The 20,111-nt window shown below is 63.5% G+C and carries 20 protein-coding genes; all 20 read left to right on the top strand.

What is annotated here, in order from left to right:
- Positions 1–222 precede the first annotated feature (222 nt).
- The gene (locus KBY97_RS03430) at positions 223–1,380 is read left to right on the top strand and encodes a glycosyltransferase (protein WP_255145299.1); all 1,158 of its coding nucleotides are present in this window, start codon (positions 223–225) and stop codon (positions 1,378–1,380) included.
- Between the two features lie 172 nt (positions 1,381–1,552).
- Positions 1,553–2,680: a glycosyltransferase gene (locus KBY97_RS03435; protein WP_315857136.1), complete on the top strand. Its 1,128-nt coding sequence runs from the start codon at positions 1,553–1,555 to the stop codon at positions 2,678–2,680.
- Complete coding sequence (locus tag KBY97_RS03440) at positions 2,677–3,837, top strand: glycosyltransferase family 4 protein (protein ID WP_255145300.1); 1,161 nt, start codon at positions 2,677–2,679, stop codon at positions 3,835–3,837. Before KBY97_RS03435 ends, KBY97_RS03440 begins: the two co-directional genes overlap by 4 nt.
- Positions 3,834–5,033 carry a glycosyltransferase gene (locus tag KBY97_RS03445; protein ID WP_255145301.1) on the top strand — a complete coding sequence of 400 codons (1,200 nt, stop codon included), beginning with the start codon at positions 3,834–3,836 and terminating at the stop codon, positions 5,031–5,033. Before KBY97_RS03440 ends, KBY97_RS03445 begins: the two co-directional genes overlap by 4 nt.
- Positions 5,030–5,917, top strand: coding sequence for an FkbM family methyltransferase (locus KBY97_RS03450; protein ID WP_255145302.1), 888 nt, complete (start codon positions 5,030–5,032; stop codon positions 5,915–5,917). The genes KBY97_RS03445 and KBY97_RS03450 overlap by 4 nt, the downstream gene beginning before the upstream one ends.
- 6 nt (positions 5,918–5,923) lie before the next feature.
- Positions 5,924–7,111, top strand: coding sequence for a glycosyltransferase family 4 protein (locus tag KBY97_RS03455; RefSeq protein ID WP_255145303.1), 1,188 nt, complete (start codon positions 5,924–5,926; stop codon positions 7,109–7,111).
- Complete coding sequence (locus tag KBY97_RS03460; protein WP_255145304.1) at positions 7,108–8,502, top strand: hypothetical protein; 1,395 nt, start codon at positions 7,108–7,110, stop codon at positions 8,500–8,502. The genes KBY97_RS03455 and KBY97_RS03460 overlap by 4 nt, the downstream gene beginning before the upstream one ends.
- Positions 8,499–9,077 (top strand): hypothetical protein, encoded by a 579-nt coding sequence (locus KBY97_RS03465; RefSeq protein ID WP_255145305.1) that lies wholly within the window; start codon positions 8,499–8,501, stop codon positions 9,075–9,077. Before KBY97_RS03460 ends, KBY97_RS03465 begins: the two co-directional genes overlap by 4 nt.
- The gene (locus KBY97_RS03470) at positions 9,078–9,512 is read left to right on the top strand and encodes a glycosyltransferase family 4 protein (RefSeq protein WP_255145306.1); all 435 of its coding nucleotides are present in this window, start codon (positions 9,078–9,080) and stop codon (positions 9,510–9,512) included.
- Positions 9,509–10,780 carry a glycosyltransferase family 4 protein gene (locus tag KBY97_RS03475; RefSeq protein ID WP_255145307.1) on the top strand — a complete coding sequence of 424 codons (1,272 nt, stop codon included), beginning with the start codon at positions 9,509–9,511 and terminating at the stop codon, positions 10,778–10,780. Before KBY97_RS03470 ends, KBY97_RS03475 begins: the two co-directional genes overlap by 4 nt.
- Positions 10,781–10,857: 77 nt before the next feature.
- A complete protein-coding gene (locus tag KBY97_RS03480) occupies positions 10,858–11,274 on the top strand; it encodes an acyltransferase family protein (RefSeq protein WP_255145308.1) in 417 nt (138 codons plus the stop codon).
- Entirely contained in the window at positions 11,271–11,864 is a 594-nt protein-coding gene (locus tag KBY97_RS03485) for a hypothetical protein (RefSeq protein WP_255145309.1), read from the top strand. The genes KBY97_RS03480 and KBY97_RS03485 overlap by 4 nt, the downstream gene beginning before the upstream one ends.
- Positions 11,865–11,996: 132 nt before the next feature.
- Complete coding sequence (locus tag KBY97_RS03490; protein ID WP_255145310.1) at positions 11,997–13,106, top strand: glycosyltransferase; 1,110 nt, start codon at positions 11,997–11,999, stop codon at positions 13,104–13,106.
- 22 nt (positions 13,107–13,128) lie between these two features.
- Positions 13,129–13,695, top strand: coding sequence for a putative colanic acid biosynthesis acetyltransferase (locus tag KBY97_RS03495; RefSeq protein WP_255145311.1), 567 nt, complete (start codon positions 13,129–13,131; stop codon positions 13,693–13,695).
- A gap of 23 nt (positions 13,696–13,718) precedes the next feature.
- A complete protein-coding gene (locus tag KBY97_RS03500; RefSeq protein ID WP_255145312.1) occupies positions 13,719–14,525 on the top strand; it encodes a glycosyltransferase in 807 nt (268 codons plus the stop codon).
- Between the two features lie 42 nt (positions 14,526–14,567).
- Complete coding sequence (locus tag KBY97_RS03505) at positions 14,568–15,497, top strand: hypothetical protein (RefSeq protein WP_255145313.1); 930 nt, start codon at positions 14,568–14,570, stop codon at positions 15,495–15,497.
- Positions 15,494–16,090 (top strand): ElyC/SanA/YdcF family protein, encoded by a 597-nt coding sequence (locus KBY97_RS03510; RefSeq protein WP_255145314.1) that lies wholly within the window; start codon positions 15,494–15,496, stop codon positions 16,088–16,090. Before KBY97_RS03505 ends, KBY97_RS03510 begins: the two co-directional genes overlap by 4 nt.
- Positions 16,087–17,022 carry a glycosyltransferase family 4 protein gene (locus KBY97_RS03515; protein ID WP_255145315.1) on the top strand — a complete coding sequence of 312 codons (936 nt, stop codon included), beginning with the start codon at positions 16,087–16,089 and terminating at the stop codon, positions 17,020–17,022. The genes KBY97_RS03510 and KBY97_RS03515 overlap by 4 nt, the downstream gene beginning before the upstream one ends.
- A 296-nt stretch (positions 17,023–17,318) precedes the next feature.
- The gene (locus KBY97_RS03520; protein WP_255145316.1) at positions 17,319–19,181 is read left to right on the top strand and encodes a nucleoside-diphosphate sugar epimerase/dehydratase; all 1,863 of its coding nucleotides are present in this window, start codon (positions 17,319–17,321) and stop codon (positions 19,179–19,181) included.
- Positions 19,178–20,110 (top strand): archaeosortase/exosortase family protein, encoded by a 933-nt coding sequence (locus tag KBY97_RS03525; protein WP_255145317.1) that lies wholly within the window; start codon positions 19,178–19,180, stop codon positions 20,108–20,110. The genes KBY97_RS03520 and KBY97_RS03525 overlap by 4 nt, the downstream gene beginning before the upstream one ends.
- Position 20,111: the final 1 nt, after the last annotated feature.

Below are 20,111 nucleotides of genomic sequence, written 5' to 3' on the forward strand. Positions count from 1 at the left end.
TCACGCCGTGACGCAAGGGCTTGAAGTAGGGTTGGCATCTCAAAATCTGTAATAGAACTCCCTTGGCAACTATTACAGTGATCCATCAATGCCCTGAGTAAAAGCTTCCAAACCACCCATTCCACAGAAAGGCCTCATGGAATTTGCCAAAACGCCGAGAAAGCCAAGCGCTCGATAGGTATAGTAGCGGAATTGTTGATCCACATCTGATGGTCGAACAGCATGCCAGCCATTAACGAAAAACTGATTTGCGTTCTCGATTCCTTTTGTGCTGAAGGCACTCCAGTCCTAGCGTTACAGCTATCTCGTCACTGGATTAACAAAGGAGCTGACGTTCACTTGGTTCGTCTTAACCACTACCCAGATGACCTCCTGGCGGAGTTCACGGCCCTTGAAATCCCAATTCACACATTCCGGCTCGGAAAGGGTCCAATGCGCTACCCGCGTCTGTTCTGGCAGAGTTTTCGCCTCTGCCGGCGCACCAGGGCCACCGCCGTGCTCAGCTTTCCGCTGGGCTGGCATGCCTTCATCGCCTGGGGCGCCAAGCTCGCCGGGGTGCCCCGGATCTGTGCCCATGTGGGCAATTTGCCACCAGTGTGGACAGGTGCCGCCTTCAGGAAGTTCAAGGCCCTGGTGCAGTTGGGCCGACCAGTGACCCATCGGCTGTTGTGCTGCTCCAGCTACATCCGCGACGCCACCATCCGCGATTTCGGCCTCAACCCCTCCGAAGCCATCACCATCTACAACGCCTGCGATCTCGAACGCTTCCAGGCCGAAGAGGGCAGATTGTTGCCCCATCCGCTGCCCCGCGTTGGCATGGTGGCCCGGCTGGAAGGCCACAAAGACCAACCCACCTTGATCCAGGCCATCGCCCTGCTGCGGAACCAGGGCACCATGGTGGAGGCCTGGCTGATCGGCGAAGGCTCTCGCCGGCCGGCACTTGAGCAGCTGATCAGCGAGCTTCAGCTCGAGAAGCAGGTGCGGTTGCTGGGCATGCGTCGCGATATTCCCAGCCTGCTGAGCGAGCTGGATCTGTTTGTGTTTGCCGCCAAGCCGGATGAAGGATTCGGCATCGCCTTGGCCGAAGCGATGGCGGCTGGAGTGCCAATCGTGGCCTCAGATGTGGGCGCCTGCCGGGAGATCCTTGCCGGCGGTGATTGTGGGCTGCTTGTGCCCCCGCAGGATGCCGCTGCACTGGCCGAAGGCATCATGCACCTCTTACTAAACCCCGAGGGGTCTCGGGAACAGGTTGCCGCCGGGCAACGCCGGGCCAGCGAAGATTTCGGCGTCGAGGCGATGGCCCGTGGCTACGCCGATGCACTGAAACTTGCCCTGCCCGCAGTGACGACACTGCGGGCACTGCCAGTTAGCAAAGCATGAAAGACCATGCCTGGTGTTCTTCCTGCATACAACTATTCTCAGGCTTTTGTGGCCTCAACATCACAACCATTGCTTGCAGTCATCATTGCCGCTCTGGAGTGCCAGTGGTTCAGCTTCCGGGTCTGTCTGTGAGATGGCCGACGGATACCGTCCTGCCATCAAGATGCGGCCGATGAGCAAGAACAGCGTGAAAAGGCCTCTGGTGCCGATCCTGCATGTGCTGAGCGGCCTTCACACTGCCGGCATTGAGCAGCTCGCCCTGCAGCTGATCGGCCACTCTCCCGAGGGCTTCTCGCCCCAGCTGCTGAACACCGATGCCGCCCACCAGGAACTGCGGCCGGCGTTCCAGGCACTGGCCACGGAGCCGCCACTGGCGATCACCGACTGGCACCGCTGCGACGGCCCCGCCCTGGCCTGGCGCAGTTTCCGGCTCTGCCGGCAGCAGCGGCCCGCAGCCGTGCTGATCTATCCCTTCAACCGTCCCATGCTCTGGCTGGCACTCGGGGCGCGGCTGGCAGGGGTGCGGCGCCTGGCGGTGGCGGTACAGAACACCGCTCCGCAGGAGCGCCGCGGCCTGGCCAGCTGGCACCGGCTGCTGCGTTGGTTCCAGCGGCTCGGCGTGGTGCCCGTGCCCTGCACCCAGGCAATCGTGCGTTCGCTGCAGCCGCTGCCGCCGGGCCTGAAGCTGGCAGCACCGATTGCCAACGGCTGCGATGTGGCGGCGGTTGCCCAGCGGGCGGCAGCGGTGCGGCAAGGCCGTCCCATTGATGACGTCAAACGCGTGCTGATGGTGGCCCGGCTGGAGGGAATCAAGGATCAGGCCACCTTGCTGCGCGCCTTCGCGGCCGTGGCTCCGCAGCGTCCCCAGTGGCAGCTCCAGCTGGTGGGGGAAGGGCCCGAACGAGCAGCCTTGGAAGCCCTGGCCATGGCGCTCGGCCTGGATCCCGCCACTGTGTTTCTCGGACGCCGCAGCGACATTCCCGAGTTGCTGGGCCAGGCCGACCTGTTCGCCTTCTCCACCACCGCCGCCGAAGGCTTCGGCATCGTGTTGATTGAGGCGATGGCAGCAGGCCTGCCGGTGGTCGCCAGTGATGTGGCCGCCTGCCGTGAGGTGTTGTGCGAGGGCGCCGCCGGTGAGCTGCTGCCCCCGGCAGACGTGCAGGCCTGGAGTGCGCGTCTTGACGAGTTGATGGGATCAGCTGAGGCGCGCGACGCTCTGGCCAGGCGGGCGCTGGCGGCGGCCCCCGGCTACGACATCCGCAGCACGGCCCGTCAATGGCTGGAGCTGCTGGGACGATGAGCCAGCCCGGCGCCACCCCGATCGACCGCCAACTGCTCTGCAACGGCGATGCCACGGCACTGGCCACCTGGAGCAGCACTCCCTTTTTTCTGCTGCAGGCCGGCCTGCGCTCCGGCCTGCTGGCGGGTGGCCTCGCCCTCGATCCCGTGCGGCTGCGCTGGCGGCGCCGGTGCTGGAATGGTCTCCAGCTGCTGCGCAGCGGCAAGGCCGGTGGCTTCCAGTACAGCCGCAGTTTTGCCCGGGCGCTGATGGGGCAGGTGGATCTCGGCGAAGCGCCGCTGGCCCTGCTCAGCCATTTCCCCCTGCTGCCGCCCCAGCCCTGGCCGCCCAGCTGGCGGGTTGATTTCTACATCGATGCCACCACCCGCCAGGTGTTCGAGGCCTATGGCAAAGGCGCCCGCCTGGCCCCAGGCTTCCAGCGCCAGGTGCTGGAGCGGGAACGCCAGGCCTACCAGCAGGCCGGCGCCATCGTGTGCATGAGCCGCTGGGCCGCCGATTCTGTGATCAGCGATTACGGCATCGAGGCCGCCCGGGTGCATGTGGTGCCGGGCGGCGCCAACCTCGACGGGGCGGCGCTGGTGGGATTGCCCGAGCAAATGCCGGCGCCGCCCAATGCCAGCGAGCCCCTGCGGCTGGGCTTCCTCGGCAAGGAATGGCAGCGCAAGGGCGGGCCGTTCCTGCTGCAGCTGGCCGAAGCCCTGGCCGCGCGCGGGCAACCCGCGGTGGTGCGGGCGGTGGGTCCGGCCGCCGCCACGCTGCCGCCGCACCCGCTGCTGCAGCCCGTGGGCTTTCTCGACAAAGCCAACCACACGGCCCGCTTCGTGGCCGAACTGCGCAGCTGGCACTTCGGGACGCTGTTCTCCAGCAGTGAAGCGTTCGGGATCTCCAACCGCGAATGCCTGCGCCTTGGGGTGCCCGTGCTCAGCCACGCGGTGGGCGGCATCGCCTCCACCCTGCCGGATGGCGGCTGCGGCCAGCTGTTTGCGCCCCATCCCGAGGCCACCACCGTGGCCGACTGGATTCTCAGCCGCCTCACCCCCTACCCGGCCTACCTGGCCTGGCGCGCTGGCCTGGCCCTGCGCTGGCGAGAATTCACCTGGGAGGCAACGGTGGAGCAGCTGCAGGCGATCCTGGAACCGTCGGGGACCCAAGGATGACGCCCACTCCCCACCGCTACGCCGTGCTCCAGGCCGGCGCCCGCATGCACTACGCCGTACCGGCGCTGCTGGCCCAGGCCGGTGCCCTGGCCGCCTTCTACACCGATCTGCACAGCAACCATCGCCTGCTGCGCTGGCTGGAACGGCTCTGGCCCCCATCCCTGCAGCCGAAACCGCTGCGGCGCCTGCTGGGGCGCCGGCTGCCGCAGGCGCTGCCCCGTCGTCTCGTGCGGGACCAGCCGCTCGCCTCCACCACCTGGGCACGGCAGAGCGAACGCAGCGATGCCTTGGTGTTCGAGCGGGCCTGCCGCGAGCGTTTCGGCGGTGCCGATGCGGTGTACACCAACTTCATCAACAACGATCTGGAGGTGATCCGACAGGCCAAACAACAGGGCCTGCATGTGGTGCACGAAGTGATCATCAGCGCCGATGTGGGCCGGGTGATGCTGGAAGAACGCCGCCGCCACCCCGGCATCGAACCGGACGGAGAGGCGGAAGCCGTGGTGGAGGCAGGCATCGCCAGGGACCGTGAGAAATGGGCCCTCAGCAACCAGGTGTTGGTGCCTTCTGCCTACTGCTGGGAGAGCTCCGTGGCCCTGGGCTGTGATCCTGCCAAGCTGGCGCTGGTGCCCTATGGCATCCCAGAGCATTGGTTTGAACTGAAGCCCGATCCTGTGCCGGGCAGAATCCTGTTTGTGGGGCAAGTGGGCTTGCGCAAAGGCAGCCACGTGCTGGCAGCCGCCTGCCAGCAGCTGCGCCTCCACCACCAATCCTTCGAATGCCGGGTGGCGGGGCCCTGCCAGGTGGACATCACCGGGCCACTCTTTGCAGGCCCCACCTACCTGGGGCAGGTGCCGCGCAGCCAGATCCAGGAAGAATTCCGGCGGGCTGATCTGTTTGTGCTTCCCACCCTCGCCGAAGGCATGGCCGTGGTGCACCTCGAAGCGATGGCCTGCGGCGTGCCCGTGATCACCACACCCCACTGCGGCTCAGTGGTGCGCAATGGGGTGGATGGCTTCATTGTGCCGATCCGCAACGCGGAGCTGCTGGCCGCACGCATGGAACAACTGCTGAACGACCGCAACTTGCGCGATCAGATGGCACACTCAGCCAGGGCACGGGCCAGGGACTACACCTGGAAGCGCTATGGAGAACGGCTGTCCACCACCTTGAACCTGAAATCCCCTGCACCATGAACGCGCCCAACCCCAGCTGGACCAGTCGCGCCATGGAGACCACCGCCAGCAAGGTCTACCGGCTGGCCCGTGGGGTTCGCAACTACGCCAATCCGATTGCGCTGGCCTGGCAAAAGTTGGCGGTTCATGCCGATCCCATCGAGATCACCGACCGCGCCGCAGGCCTTTCCTTTCTGGCACGGCCCAAAGCCTTTCAGATGTTTGGTGAGGTGTTCCACCTGCACCTTTACGACATCCCCTGGGTGCCGATTCGGGCAGGAGACACGGTGATCGACGTGGGGGCCAACCACGGCTTTTTCTCGTTGTATGCAGCCAGCCAAGGGGCCACGGTGTACGCCTTTGAGCCACAACGCGATACATTTGAACTCCTGAAACAGAACATCCGCCGCAATGGGCTGGAAGATCGGGTGATCCCCTTCTGTTGTGCCATTGCAGGGGCAAAAGGCACCAGCACCCTTGCCATCACTGAAGAGCTGGCCGGTGGCATGAGCAGCATCAATCCCACGTTCACCAAAGCCTCAGGCGCAAAAGTTATCGACTCCTACGATGTAGAGACAATCAGCCTGGCGGGCTTGATCGAGGAGAAAGCGATCAAACGGATTCGCATTCTGAAGCTCGATTGCGAAGGATCAGAACTCATGATTCTGCGATCGCTGAGCCCTGAGCAATGGCGCGTGATCGAAGGCATTGCTGCTGAAGCCCACCCCGAGGCCTATCCCTCCACCGAGCTGTTTGCCACCATCCAGCAGTCTGGCCTTTATCAGATCGGAACCCTCGATACGGTCCGGCATTACGGCATTGGCAGCGATATCTTTCACTGCGCCCAATCTGAAGTGGTGATGAATGCCTTGGGCAAGGGGAACGCCATAGGCAAGGATTCCTGAGTTTCAATGCAGAACGGGATGCACAACAGTGATCAGATCGATGTGCTGATCGCCTTGCATCGCATCGGCCCCTATCACCATGCCCGCTTCTGCAAAGCTGCTGAAAGCCTGAATCTGGCTGTGGTGGAAACCCGCCCCTGCTCTGCGGAGTATCCCTGGGTGGAGATCACTGCTGAGGCCTACCCACGGCACGCGCTCACGGGGCAAAGTGCGGCGGAGGAGGATCCTCCCAATCATGCAATTGAGCGGCAGCTCCATCATCTGATCGATGCACTGAAGCCCAAAGTGATCGTGAGCGTGGGCTGGGCAGATCGAGCCTATCAACGGTTGTTGATCGTGGCCACGAACCGCAGGATCCCTGTTGTGATCGTCTCGGACAGCCGCTGGAGGGATGAAGCGCGTAGCCGGATCAAAGAACGCATCAAGCGCCTCCTCCTGCGGGGCTATTCAGCCGCCCTGGTGGCCGGGCAGGAAAGTCGCTCCTACTTAGCAGCGCTTGGCTTCCCGCCCGATTCGATCTTCCAGCCGTGGGATGTGGTGGATGAACGGGTGTTCATGGCGGATCCATCCCACACCAGCGGCCCTTCAACCGCACACCCCCACTTCCTCTGTGTGAGCCGCTTTGTCGCCAAGAAAAACCACCTCGGCCTGCTCGCCGCTTTCGCCAGCTATCGCCAACAGGGGGGCAAATGGGGCCTGCGGCTGATCGGCAGCGGCACCTTGCAAGCAGAGCTGGAAGCCGCCGTGGCCAACTGTGCACTCCAGGGGTGTGTGAGCATCCTTCCGTTTCAGCAGATTGATCAGCTGGCTTTGAGCTATCAGAAGGCGTCTGCATTTGTGCTGGCCAGCAGCACAGATCAGTGGGGTTTGGTCGTGAATGAAGCGATGGCGGCTGGGCTGCCGGTTTTGGTGAGTGGTGCCTGTGGTTGTGCCGTTGATCTTGTCAGCCATGCCTCCACGGGCTGGGTGTTTCCTCCAGGGGATGCCGCCGCGCTCACCAAGCTGTTGCACACTGCTGAGCGCCAATCCGAACAGGAGCGCCGCCTGATGGTGCAGGCCGCCCGCGCCCGGTTGCAGGCCTTCAGCCTTGAAGCCTTTGCCCAGGGCCTTCAGGCTGCCGTGGCAGCAGCCGCCGAGAATCCACGCCAGGATCGCTTAAGCTGCATCTTGGCGAGGATATTGAGCCGTCGATGACAGATCCAAGCAGCCTTTCGTTCCTTGAAGTATCCCTTTTGGGTGGGCTGGTTTGCCTGATTCTGTGGGAAACATACCGGGCCTGGATCAGCAGAGATCCCCTGGAGATCTACAAGCCCACCGTTATCCTTGCTGTGATTTTAGTGTATTACTGCGTGGTGGGCCCACTCCGCGCCCTTTCCGCTGGCGAATGGGTCGATCGAGGGCTTGATCTTCGCGATTCAATGGTATGGGGATGGGGAGGCGCCTTGGCCTTTTATGGCTTTGTCTTGATTGGTTTTTACAACCTGCCCGGCTGGCGCATCAATCCACACACCACCAGGCAGCTTTCCATCAATTGGGCCAAAAAGATAGGGATGCGTTGCAATATCATCGGCCTATCTCTTTATACCCTCGCTACTGGCACACGAATCCTGGCTCAATTGAATCCCCTCGATCCGCTTGCAAATCTGATTCTCAGCCAGCAATCACAAGGAGATGAAGGGTCGCTGATTGAAGGATTGTCGAACTATTTTTCACTCAGCTTGAATCTGCTGATTCCAGGCACCCTGCTTCTATTTTGTGCCTGGATCCATGAGAAGAGGGGTCTTTTCAGCGTCGTCAGCTGGACCTTCATCGCAGCGGCTCTGTTCACAACTGCGGGGTTCCGGTGGCGCTTGGTGGTGTTGCTCGTGCCGATGGCCATGCTCTGGTTTTTAGCACGCCAAAAGAAGCCTCAGCTTGTGGTGATCTCCATTCTCACCATCGGCTTGATCACCTCAGCTGGGTTGATCGGCCTCACGCGCAATTACGGCATTGGCCTCAACCTTGCCGGTGTTGAGGAAAAATCGGCGGCTGATGTGTTCTCAGCCGGTTTCCACGAAAGCAGCATCTTCCTCACCACTGGTGGGGTGATGAAGCGTGCCCCCGATTTGATTCCCTTCGTGGGTCTTACCCCCCTGTTCAACACCGCAGTCTTCTTTGTACCAAGAGCATTCTGGCCTTCCAAGCCCTCCAATGAATACGTGAGCAACGCCACGGGCAGGCTGTATGGAAGCGCAGCCATGTCTGGGGGTTCAGCATTCATGAACTACGCCGAATATTATCTGATGTTTGGCTGGGTGTCGCTGCTTGGCATTAGCCTTGTGATCGGGCAGCTGCTGCGAGGGTTATACAATTGGTTCCTCTTGCATCGCTATGATCCCTCTGCGCAAGTTGCCTACTCTGTCACCTGCTGCTTCCTCTATGTGGTTGTGAGCCGTGGCTATCTCCCCCAAGTGTTTTCGCTCTTTTGCTTCACCGTGCTGCCCCTATTTTTTGCCCGTAGGTTCAGCCTGAATCAGCCCGAAAGCCAGCCCTTCTACCCCGGCGGCAACCAGCCACCCTTTCAAGCCAAGCAACCAGCGGCGTGAAGAAGCTGCTGATCCTGGGTCCACTCCCAGGCCAAGGCCATGCCGGTGGCATCGAAACCCAGATCGCACTGCTGGTTCCAGAGTTTCAGCGGCGCGGCTGGGCTGTCAGCACGGTTGAAACCTTTCATCAACCCTGGAGCCTTGGCTTGCTCTGGCATGCCCTGCGAGAAGGAATCACCAGTGACGCCGTGCTGATCATGGGCCTGGGGGTTAAATCACTGGTGCTTTCCATCCTCACCCGGCGGCCCACGGTGGTAAGCCATCACACGCACATCAGCAACACCCACAAACTTCGCCTGCTTCGCTGGCTATCCAAGACAGTCAAGGTCAACCTCTTCAACAGCGCCTTCATGCAAGCGCGGTTGGCCTGTGCCCTGGGTTCACAGAAGCCTTCCACGGTGTATCCCTGCTACGACGATTCCACCTTTTCGGCAGCGAACGCAGCTTTCAATAACCACGCCCAAGGCGCGAAAGGCCGTGATTCGTATGATTTCGGCTTTGTGGGTCGATTGATTCCAGACAAGGGCTTAGAGATTTTTTTGGCAGCCCTTCGAGAGCTTTCTTCCCCAAAATGATTGAACGTTCTTGTTGTCGGTGATGGCCCACAAAGGCTGCAGCTCATGCAACTCGCCTCCACGCTCCAGCATCATGTTGAATTCGTCGGCTCGCTTGCTCGCAGCGATGTGGCCCAGCTGATGGCAACAACAAGGTGCCTCGTAGTGCCCTCCCTTTGGCAAGAGCCCTTCGGCATTGTTGCACTGGAAGCCTTGGCATCGGGCTGTACGGTGATCGCCTCAAGAATCGGCGGGCTCACCGAGGCCGGTGGCCCCTATGCATCCTATTTCCCCCCCGGTGATACGAACACTCTTGCCAGTTTGCTGCAGGCGCACCTAGAACCCTGCAAACCAGAGAAGTTGGAATCCAAAACCAGTTACCTTGCACAGTTTTCCATTCAACGGGTGGCAGATCACTATCTCGATGCGATTCGCACAGCCATGGAGGATGCATGAATCCGTCCGGCTCAGAGCTTTCCCGGGTGATCCTGATCGGCCAGTCCTTTGGCCGGGGCCATGCTGCAACCTCGGATCTTTTCACCGAATTGGCCGAATCGCTGGCCAAGCATTCCTATCAAGTGGCCGTGCTGACATCAAGCCCAGCCGGGCAGCCAAGCTCTACATCTCTCGAACATGGTGTTGTGGTGCACCGGGTTGGCATGCAGCTCCCCGAACGGTTTCAGAACCTAGGGCTCACGCTGCCGTTCCTCTGGTTTCAGCTCATGCGCTGGTGCCTGCATGCGCCGCACCACTTTGATCAAGCCATTCTTCTAGATACTCCCTATTTCCTCACCCTTGGTGGGTTGATTCTCAGGTGGCGCCACGGCACCCGTTTGATCGCCTGGATCATGGACCGTCCCTTGCTGCAGATCAGCCGCCTGAATCCACCCCGCTCTGTGAAAACACAGCTGGCCATCAGGTTGAACTGGATCCAGAGCCTTCTCTACAGGCAATGTCAGCGGGTTGTGGCGCTGGGGGTCTGCATGAAACGTGGCCTCATCGCCGACGGCATTCCCGCCGAGCGCATCCGCATCATTCGCACCTGGGCGGAGTCGAGCCTGTTGGATGTGTCAATCAGCCCCACCGAAGCGCGGGAGAGCTGCCGCTTGCCGCAGGCTTTCACCGTGATGTATTCAGGCTATGCCGGCGCCTGGCACAACTTTCAACCGATTCTTGAAGCCGTACAGGCGCTTGCGTTCAGGCCCGATCTTCAGTTCCTGTTCTGCGGTGAAGGGCCAGGCATCGAAACAGTCCGCAGGTGGACAGATCTCCATCCGCAGTGCCATGTGATCTTTCGTCCGCTTGTGCCGGCCAGCCAGCGGCTGGAATCCCTCTGCTGCGGCGACCTGCACCTGGTGGCACTCAAGGCATCGATGGAGGGAACCTGCTGTCCTTCCAAGCTCAACCCCCTCCTGGGCCTCGCACGCCCCGTGATCGTGGTAGCCCCGCGCAGCACCCAAACCGCCGAGGATGTGATCCATTCAGGAGCCGGGCTCTGCGCCGAAACCGGCCTCGAACTCATTGAGGCCATCGAAAGGATGATCACCACCCCCTCTTATCCAAGCCCCTTTGCAGAGCTGGCCCGCCAAGCCTTCCAACACGCCCATTGCGAAACTGCTGCCATCGCCGAATGGCTGGCATTGCTGAAAGAGGCAGAAACCTCTCATCAGCTCCTCGCCAAAACCCGAATCTCGCCACTCAAGAACCGCGATGAGATGCGCTAAAGCAACGACTTGCCCCCATCTCATCGCGACGAGATGGGCAATGTCACGAGGATTCTTGATAGACATAGATCACGCCCATGGGCAACTTAACGCCTATTCCTAATTTCATGCACCCAACGAAAGCCGCAACTCGCTTTGAAGAGATCGACGCCATCAAGGGCCTAGCCATCATCGGCGTCATCATTGCCCATATGTCGTTCACCAGCCGCTTTGATCCTGAAACCATTGCCATCATAAAAGCACTTCAATTACTCTTTGCCTGGTCGGTAATCGCATTCTTTTACACTTCAGGAGCCTTGGCCAGAGATGCCGCCATCACAAATCTCCCCCAGCTACGCCACTTCGCATCAAGAAGGTTCAAAAGGCTTATCCTGCCAAGCATTGTTTTTAGCTGCACCTATAACCTCATCCTGATGGCAATGAAGTTGAGCGGGAGGTTTTCCCTGCCTTGGCAGCCACCAGACAGCGCGCTGGGCCCCTGCAGCTCATCGTGACACCGATTGGCCCGCAGCTTTACTTCTTATACTATTTATTCTTCGTATCAGTTTCAATCGCCATCTTGCAATTGTTATTCAAGGGCAAACTGTGCGTCTGGATCCTCATTGCAAGCTTTCCGCTTCTCATCGCTCTCTTTGGTGCCCCCGCCAGTGGCTACGGCCCAGATTTTCAACTTCTCCCCCTTTACATCTTTGCCTACGCAAGTGGTATTTCACTCCAAATTCAGGATCAGCCACTATCGCCAGTCAAGCTTCTTGCGGTGCTGCTTCCAGTTGCCCTGGCGTTGGCTGTGAGCCAAAGCGGGATCACTTCACTCGTTGCGGCTCCCATGGCCATTCACCTATTCCTCAAGAAGGTTCCATGGATTGCAACTAAAACCAGGCTGAACTCCCTTGGAATCAAGTCAGCTGGTATTTACGTATGGCACGCCCCGATCGTACTGCCCTTAGCGTCAATTATTACCGTGAAGCTGTTGGGATCGGGGCCCATTGTGATCATCCCCACGATCGCCATTTCCGTCGCCCTCTCAATCATCCTTTCCCTAGCCACTTGGCGCTTTAAATACTTGCGTGCATGGCGATTCTAATCATCGTCCGCAACAAGGCCCAGCGATGGCCGTTCACGCTTGATCCACCTTCAAGCCACACCTTGTTTTTACAGCCCGTTGCGCGGCAATACGATTGCCCCCATCCCGTTCCCTGGTCCTGAAGCCGTTCCCTTGGTTTCCCCTCCGCCCCCATCGTGCCCTCTGCATCTCTCCCACGCGGCATCGGCGGCAGCAGATGGGGGCATCGCCACGATGGTGGCGGAGCTGAGCCAGGCCCAGCAGCGTGTGGGCCTGGCGGTGGGCTGGCAAACCGCTGCGGCGCTGCCCAGCTGGCGCCGGGACCAGCTGCTGCTGCAGGCGGTGCGCCAGCGCCAGCCTGGCCTGGTTCATGTCCATGGCCTCTGGCGTTCTCCCACCCGCATCGCACCGGCGCTGGCCGCCGCGGGTGTGCCTGTGGTGATCGCGCCCCACGGCATGCTTGATCCCTGGGCAATGGCCAACAGCCGCTGGAAAAAGCGGCTCGTCTGGTCGCTGTGGGAACGGCGGGCGGTGGCGGCGGCCGGTTGCCTGCAGGCGCTCTGCGCTGCCGAGGTGGAGGCCATCCGGGCGCTGGGCTTCAGCGGGCCGGTGGCCCTGATTCCCAATGGGGTGCACGCACCGGCGCCGCACCAGATCGCTGCCGCGCCGCCCTGGGCCGGGCGCATTCCAGCGGAAGACAAGGTGTTGCTGTTTCTCGGACGGTTCCATCCCAAAAAGGGGCTGGCTCCGCTTGTGGAAGCCTGGAGCCGGTTGGCGGCGTCGGCCGCCGCCGCTGGCTGGTGGCTGGTGGTGGTGGGCCATGGCGATGCAGGCGCCCTGCAGGCCCGGATCAACCGCGAGCGGCTCGCCCGGGTTCTGGTGTTGGGCCCCTGCTTCGGCGGCGAAAAAGACGCCTGCCTTGCCGGCGCCACGGCGTTCGTGCTGCCCAGCTTCAGTGAAGGTCTACCGATGGCAGCACTGGAAGCGATGAGCTGGTCCCTGCCCTGTCTGCTGTCGCCAGCCTGCAATTTGCCCCAGGCCTTCACAGCAGGTGCCGCCCTGTCCGTCACCCCGTCGGCCAGCGCCCTCAGCGGGCCGTTGCGGGCCTTGATGGCCATGGACGGATCTGAGCGGCGCCAGATGGGTGCGGCCGGCAGGCGGCTGGTTCAGCAGCACTACAGCTGGCCGCAGGCGGCCGAAGCCACCGCCGCGCTTTACCGCTGGCTGATGGGGGAGGGTCCCCGTCCTGTCAGCCTCCTCTGAACCGCGCCCTGCCGCCCCCACCGTGCCCCGCTCGATGGCCACTCCTGCCCCCATCCAGAACCTGGGCGGTTACCAGCTGCCACCGGGCTGGAGCCCGGGCGCTCCCCGTGGCCTGCAGGTGCTGTGGATGCTGTTGGGGCAACCGCTGCTGGGCTCCGAACTGCCCGGCACGGGCTGGCGCAAGGCGTTGCTGCGCGGCTTCGGTGCCCGCATCGGTGCGGGCGGCCGCCTCAAGCCGCGGCTGCGGGTGAAGTTTCCCTGGCGGCTGGCGGTGGGGGAACACTGCTGGCTGGGGGAGGCGGTCTGGATCGACAACCTGGCGCCGGTCACGATCGGCGACCGGGTGTGCCTCTCCCAGGGGGCCTACCTCTGCACCGGCAACCACGATTTCCGCTCCCCCGGCTTTGACCTGCAGCTCGGGGCGATCACGATCGGCGCCGACGCCTGGATCGCCGCCCAGGCGGTGCTGGCGCCCGGCACCGAGGTGCAGGAGCGGGCGGTGGTGGGGCTCGGGGCCGTGGCCTCCGGCACGGTGGCCGCCGGCACGATCGTGCGCGGCAACCCGGCGGTAGCGGTGGCCCAGCGCTGATGGGGGCCCCGTCCGCTCCGCTGATGGCGCCCGCCCCCGCCGCGCTGCTGCTGGTCGTGCCCACGCTCGACTCCCACCTCCTGCTGCCGCGGCTGGTGGAATCCCTGCAGCGCCAGAGCCTGCAGGCGTGGCAGGTGCTGTTCATCGACGGCCCCTCGGCGCCGCCCCACCGCGCTTACCTGCAGGAGCTCTGCGCCGCCGATCGCCGCTTCCGCTGGGTGCGGCAGCACGGCGATCAGCCGGGCATCTTCGGGGCCATGAACCAGGGCTTCAGCGCCGCCCAGCCGGGCCAATGGCTGCTGTTCTGGGGCAGCGACGACTGGGCCGCCGGCCCCGATGTGCTGGAGCAGGCCCTGGCGGCGATCGCCGCCGCACCGCAACCGCCGGATCTGGTGGTCTGCGCCGGGCGCTACGCCACGCTGCCACCGGTTCTGCCGCCCGCTGGCGCTCCCCAGCTGGGGCGCCGCACCGCCTTTCGCTGGCGGCACAATTTCCGCCGTTCCCTGTTCCTGGGCTCCACCCCGCCCCACCAGGCCACCTGGATCGGCCCCGGGGCCCGGCGCCGGTTGGCCCGCTATGCGGAGGGCTTCCGCCTCGCCGCCGACCTCGACTACTTCCTGCAGCTGTCGCGCTTCAACGACCTGGCGGTGTTGCCCCTGCCACTGGAACTGGTGCACATGGCCACAGACGGCGTGAGCGGCGTGCAGCACCGCCGCCGCCTGCAGGAGGTGCGCCGCGCCTATCGCCGTGCCTTCGGCCTGTGGTGGTGGGCCCCCTTTCTGCTGCGCTATCTGCAACGGCTGCAAAGTGTGGCCAGGGCCGCCGGCTGAATGAACCCCGCCATCCGCACACCGCGAGATGAACACCGCCAGATGAACACCACCGCTGCCACCACCCGGATCGTGCTGTTCGGCGCCACCACGCCCAGCGGCGACGCCTTGCTGCAGCAGAGCCTTAATGACCCATCACTCGAGCTGGTGGTGGCGGGCCGGCGGCCACAGCTCAACCGCCCCGGTGTGCCATTTGTGCCCTGCGACCTGCGCCAGCCGCTGCAGTGGCCAGATCCGAAGGGGGAGGGGGGGGAAACGCCCCAGGTGTGGCTGAGCTTCGCGCCGATCTGGGAGCTGGCGCCCTTTCTGGCGGCCCTGGCGGCGGCGCGGCCGGCCGCCCTGGCCGCCGTGCGCGGCGTGGTGGCCTGCTCCTCCTCCTCGGTGATCACCAAGCGCTTTGCCACCAACAGCTTCGATCAGGCGCTGGTGCGGCGGCTGCGGGAGGCGGAGGAGCTGCTGGAGCGCAGTTGCAGCGCCCTTGGCCTCACCAATGTGGTGCTGGCCCCCACCCTCATCTATGGCGCCAGCGGCAGCTACGGCGACCGCAACCTCAGCCGCCTGTCCCGGCTGATGCAGCGCCTGCCCCTGCTGCCGGTGCCGGCGCTCACCGGTCTGCGACAACCGCTGCACTGCAGCCAGCTGGCGGCGGTGACCCTGAGCCTGGCCCGGCGGCTGGCCGCCCCGAGCCCGAGCCTGCAGCCCCCGCTGCCCCGGCAGCTGGCGGTGGGGGGCGACGACACCCTCAGCTACGGCGCCATGCTGGAGCGGCTACGGCACACCAATGGCGGCGGCGCTCTGCTGCCCCTGCCGCCACGGCTCTTCTATGCGCTGGCGGCACCCTTGCTGATGCTGAACCCCAAGCAATTTGAAGCAGTTTTGAGGATGGGCGCCGATCTGGCGGGATTCACGCCCGCACACCAGCTGCTGGGGGGCGAGCCCCAGCCGTTTCCGCTGCTGCCGCTGGCCCGATGAGGCCTCCCCGCCGGCAGCGGCGCGGCTGGCGTGTGGGGCTGCTCACACTGGGGGCCGCGGTGCTCTGGTGGCAATGGCCCTGGCTGCGGCCGGCGCTGCTGCCGGCCCGTGGCGACGCCGCAATCGCGGTGCTGGCCGAAGATCCGGTGCGGCTGGAGCACGCGCTCGATCTGTGGGAGCAGCGGCCAGGCACCTGGTTGGTGATCCTGGCGTCGACAGCCCTGCACGACGCGGCCCGGCGCCAGCTGCAGGCCCGCCGGCCCGAGCCCGCTGCCCTGCGGCGGGTGGTGAAGATTCCCGATGGCCTCGATACGGTGGGGCAGATGATCGCCCTGCATGCCTGGACCCGCCGCCAACCGGTGCGGGAGCTCACCCTGGTGACGGGCGAGGAGCACCTTCCCCGGGCCCGGGCGCTCGCCGCCATCCCGCTGGGGGCAGCAGGGATCGCCGTCTCCGGCTCGGCGGCGCGCACAGGAGGATTCCGGGAAGATCCCATGCGCCGCTGGCGCGATGTGGCGCGGCTGCAGCTCTGGCGGGCCAGCGGCTGGGATGGGCGCACCGGCGGCCCCAACTGGGCGGAGCCTGCCCGATGACGTCAGCAGCAGCGCCCATCGCCCTGGCGTTGGTGGCGGCCCTGCTCACCGCTCTGTTCACCGGGGCATTGATCCCGCTGCTGCGGCGCCGCCTGCTCGATCACCCCAACGCGCGCAGTTCCCATGCCACGCCCACCCCCCGGGGCGGTGGGCTGGCCTTCGTGCTGGTGGCCACGGCCTTGGCCGCCGCCAGCGGCGCGCTGTTGCCGCTGCTGTGCCTGCCGCTGGCCCTGGTGGGCATGCTCGACGACCGGCACAACCTGCCGGCCGGCCTGCGCTACGGGGTGCAGGCCGGCACCGCTGTGGCCCTGGTGGCGCTCGCGCCCCTGCAGCTGGCCTGGTGGCTGTGGCCGCTGGCGCTGGTGGCGGTCACCGCCGTGATCAATTTTGTGAACTTCACCGATGGGCTCGATGGCCTGGTGGCCGGTTGCCTGGCGGTGCTGCTGGCCGTGGCGGCTGTGCAGCTGCAGGCCGGCTGGCTGTGGGCGGTGGTGGGCGCGCTGCTGGGCTTCCTGGTGTGGAACTGGAGCCCGGCGCGGGTGTTCATGGGGGATGTGGGCAGCACCTGGCTGGGGGCGATCTACGCCGCAGCGGTGCTGCAGGCCCCCACGCCTTCGGCGCTGCTGGGGCTGCTGCTGGTGGGCTTTCCCCTGCTGGGCGATGCCTGCAGCTGCGTGCTGCGCCGGCTGCACGCGCGGCAACCGATCTTTCAGGCGCATCGCCTGCACCTGTATCAGCGCCTGCAGAGGGCCGGCTGGCCCCATGGCCGGGTGAGCGGCCTCTACGTGGGCGTCACGGCGGTGCTCGGTGTGGCCTGGTTGGTGGGGGGGTTGCTGCCGCTGCTGGCGTTGGTGGCACTGAGTGCCGCCGCCGGCCTGTGGCTGGATCAGCGGGTGGCGGCTCCCTTCCGCGCTGAAACGCGCCAGGAATGAGCTAGGTTTTGCGGATCTCATGCATTTCCCAGTCTTCTTTCAGGCGTTTCCGGGTTTTTTCACCAGATCCGCCCCGATCCGCTTGACAGGGCCAGCGGGCGCGGCCTTGGGGGGTCTGCATTGCTGAACTCCTATAGGAGAATGCCGATGGTCCGCCATTGAGTGTTTTCACGGAACAAACCCAGGTCCGTCCCGTTCCGACCTGACCCTGCCCCACCGTCTCCATTCGTCGCCAGCTTCCCTTGTCGGTTTTTTCTCTGATTCCGAATCACGTGTTTACACGGCGGCTCGTCCTGATGGGAATCGATGGCTGGCTGATCGCCGTCTGCTTCATCGCGGCACTTGTGCTGCGCCTCTCCAAGCAACCGGGCCTTGAGATGATTGTGGCCGGACACCTGGAGATGGTGCCGTGGGCCGTGGTCACCGGACTGACCGTGCTCTATCTGAGCGGCTGGTACCGCGGACTCACCCGCTCCTCGGGAAGCCATTCCCTCTACGGGCTGCTGCCGCGCACCGCTCTGATGGTGCTGCTGATGCTCGTAATCAGCCGCCTGCTGGGCGGTTACCAGCCGCCGCGGTCCTTCTGGATTCTCTATTGGTTGCTGATTTCCGGCACAGCGATCGCCAGCCGCATCGTGATGCGCGACCTGCTGATCCTGATGCTCAACCGCTCCCAGCGGCGGGACCCCCAACCGGGTCACCAGGTGCTGCGCACCTTGATCTATGGCGCTGGATCCACCGGGATGCGCCTGCTGCAGGAGCTGCGCAACGATTCACGCTTTCAGGTGGTCGGCTTCCTCGATGACCAACCAAGCCTGCAAGGTCGTCACCTTCAGAACGTCAGGATCCATCTCCCCGAGCAGCTTTCCGGCCTGGTTGCCCGGCACCAGGTGGAGCAGGTGTTGCTGGCGATGCCATCAGTACAGCGGGATCGCAAGCGGATGCTTGTGGATCTGCTCACCAATCAGGGGCTGAAGGTGCTCTCGATTCCTTCACTGGCCCAGCTCGCCTCCGGTCAGCGTCTCGTCACCGATCTTCAACCGGTGGCCATTGAGGATCTGCTGGGCCGGGAGCCCTCCACCCCCGACCCGCAGCTGCTCACAGCGGCGGTGGCGGGCAAGGGCGTGTTGGTCACCGGGGGGGGCGGCTCCATCGGCAGTGAACTCTGCCGGCAGGCGCTCGCCCTTGGTGCCCGTTGCCTTGTGGTGGTGGAGCGCAGTGAATTCGCGCTCTACACCGCTCACCTTGAGCTCAGCAAGCTGTGCTCGGCGGATGTGGATCTGGTGCCCGTGCTGGGGGATTCCACCGACGCCGCCCACCTCACCCGTCTGTGCCGCCGCTATGCGGTCGACACGATCTTTCATGCAGCGGCCTATAAACACGTGCCGATGGTGGAAGCCAACCTCTGCGCCGGGGTGGCCAACAACCTCCATGCCACCAAGGCGGTGATCGAAGCGGCGTGGGCCGCAAAGGTGGAACGGCTCACCTTGATCTCCACCGACAAAGCTGTGCGCCCAACCAATGTGATGGGAGCCAGCAAAAGGGTGTGCGAGCTGTTGATCCAATCGGCGGCGCGCGAAACCTCTAAGAGCGGGGGTGGTCCGGTGTTCTCGATGGTGCGGTTCGGCAATGTGCTGGCGTCCTCCGGTTCCGTGATTCCCCTCTTTCATCAGCAGATTGCCGAAGGCGGGCCTGTCACCGTCACCCATCCCGCCGTCACCCGCTACTTCATGACCATCCCCGAGGCCGTGCAGCTGGTGCTGCAAGCCACCGGCATGGCCTCCGGTGGTGATCTGTTCCTGCTCGACATGGGCGAACCTGTCCGGATCGCAGACCTGGCGCGGCAAATGATTGAGCTGTCCGGCTTGCGTGTGCGCGATCAGCACCATCCAGAAGGGGATATCGAAGTGGCCTACACCGGCCTCCGCCCCGGCGAGAAGCTCTACGAAGAGCTGCTGATCAGCGATGACGACCAACCCACCCGGCACCCCCTGATCCGGCGGGCTCGGGAGCCCATGTCGGGCCATGAAGAGTTCGGCTGGAAACTCAGCCAACTGGAGCAGGCATTGGCGGCCTGGGACGAAGCCGGTACCCTTGACGCGCTGCAGCGTCTCGTAGAAGGTTACACAGCTGACGTCGGCATCCCCACCCATCGATGATCAAGATGCCATCGCCAGCCTTTTTGAAAGCACTCCTGCGCAGGATTCCGCCTGCCACCTCAAGAAATCTCTGGCTGCTCACAGCTGCAGCTGTGGCAATCCACAACACGTGGGTGATTTACAGCACGCAGGATGCCACCGCGCTGTTGGTGTTCAGTGTTCTCTGCTGGTGGGGGGCCCTCACCTGCATGGAGGATCGCCTTGAAGATCTGCGTCCGCGGCCTTCACTTCCAGGGATGGTGCTTGGATTTGTGATCCTCGCTTGGTGCCTGATCAGAAGCGGCCTGATTCTGGATCGTGACACTGTAATTTATGCGCTCGCCCCTCTTGAGGTGATCGGGCTTGCATTGTTATGCACTCCCATGCGGCGGATCACCGAGTTCTGGCATCAGATCCTCATCCTCACCCTCGTACCCCTTTCCCTGGTCGGCGAAAAGCTCTACCCAGAAGAGTTGCTGAGCGTAACCACAGCTGCCATGGCAAGCATGCTGCTGTCACTGCTCGGCTTTGATGTATCCACGTACGGGAGAGTGGTCACCATCAGTGGCCAAGCATCTGTTTCAGTGATGGAGCGGTGTAGTGGCTATGAGCAGATCGCTCAAGTGACTTCAATCGCTATCATTTTTCTGTTGGCTTTTCCATTGCGCAGCTTTATGAACAAGCTGCTGGTTCTTTTTGCGGCTCCAGTGATCGCCATCATCAGCAACACCTTCAGGGTGGCCCTTCTGAATTTGATCATCTACATCGAGTTTCTGAGAAACTCTAAGGACGATTGGTGGTTCATCTTCTTCCACGAAGGGGAAGGTTCGCTGGTCTTCTCTGCCATTGCCGTTTGCATCTTTTCCTGGTTCTATCTGAAGGTGCTTGACAAAGAACTTGGGCCACCTCCCAGTATCCCCACAAGTTCCACCATTTCCACCGTGGATTGAG

The sequence above is a fragment of the Synechococcus sp. ATX 2A4 genome, assembly GCF_024346375.1.
Taxonomy (GTDB): Bacteria; Cyanobacteriota; Cyanobacteriia; order PCC-6307; family Cyanobiaceae; genus MW101C3.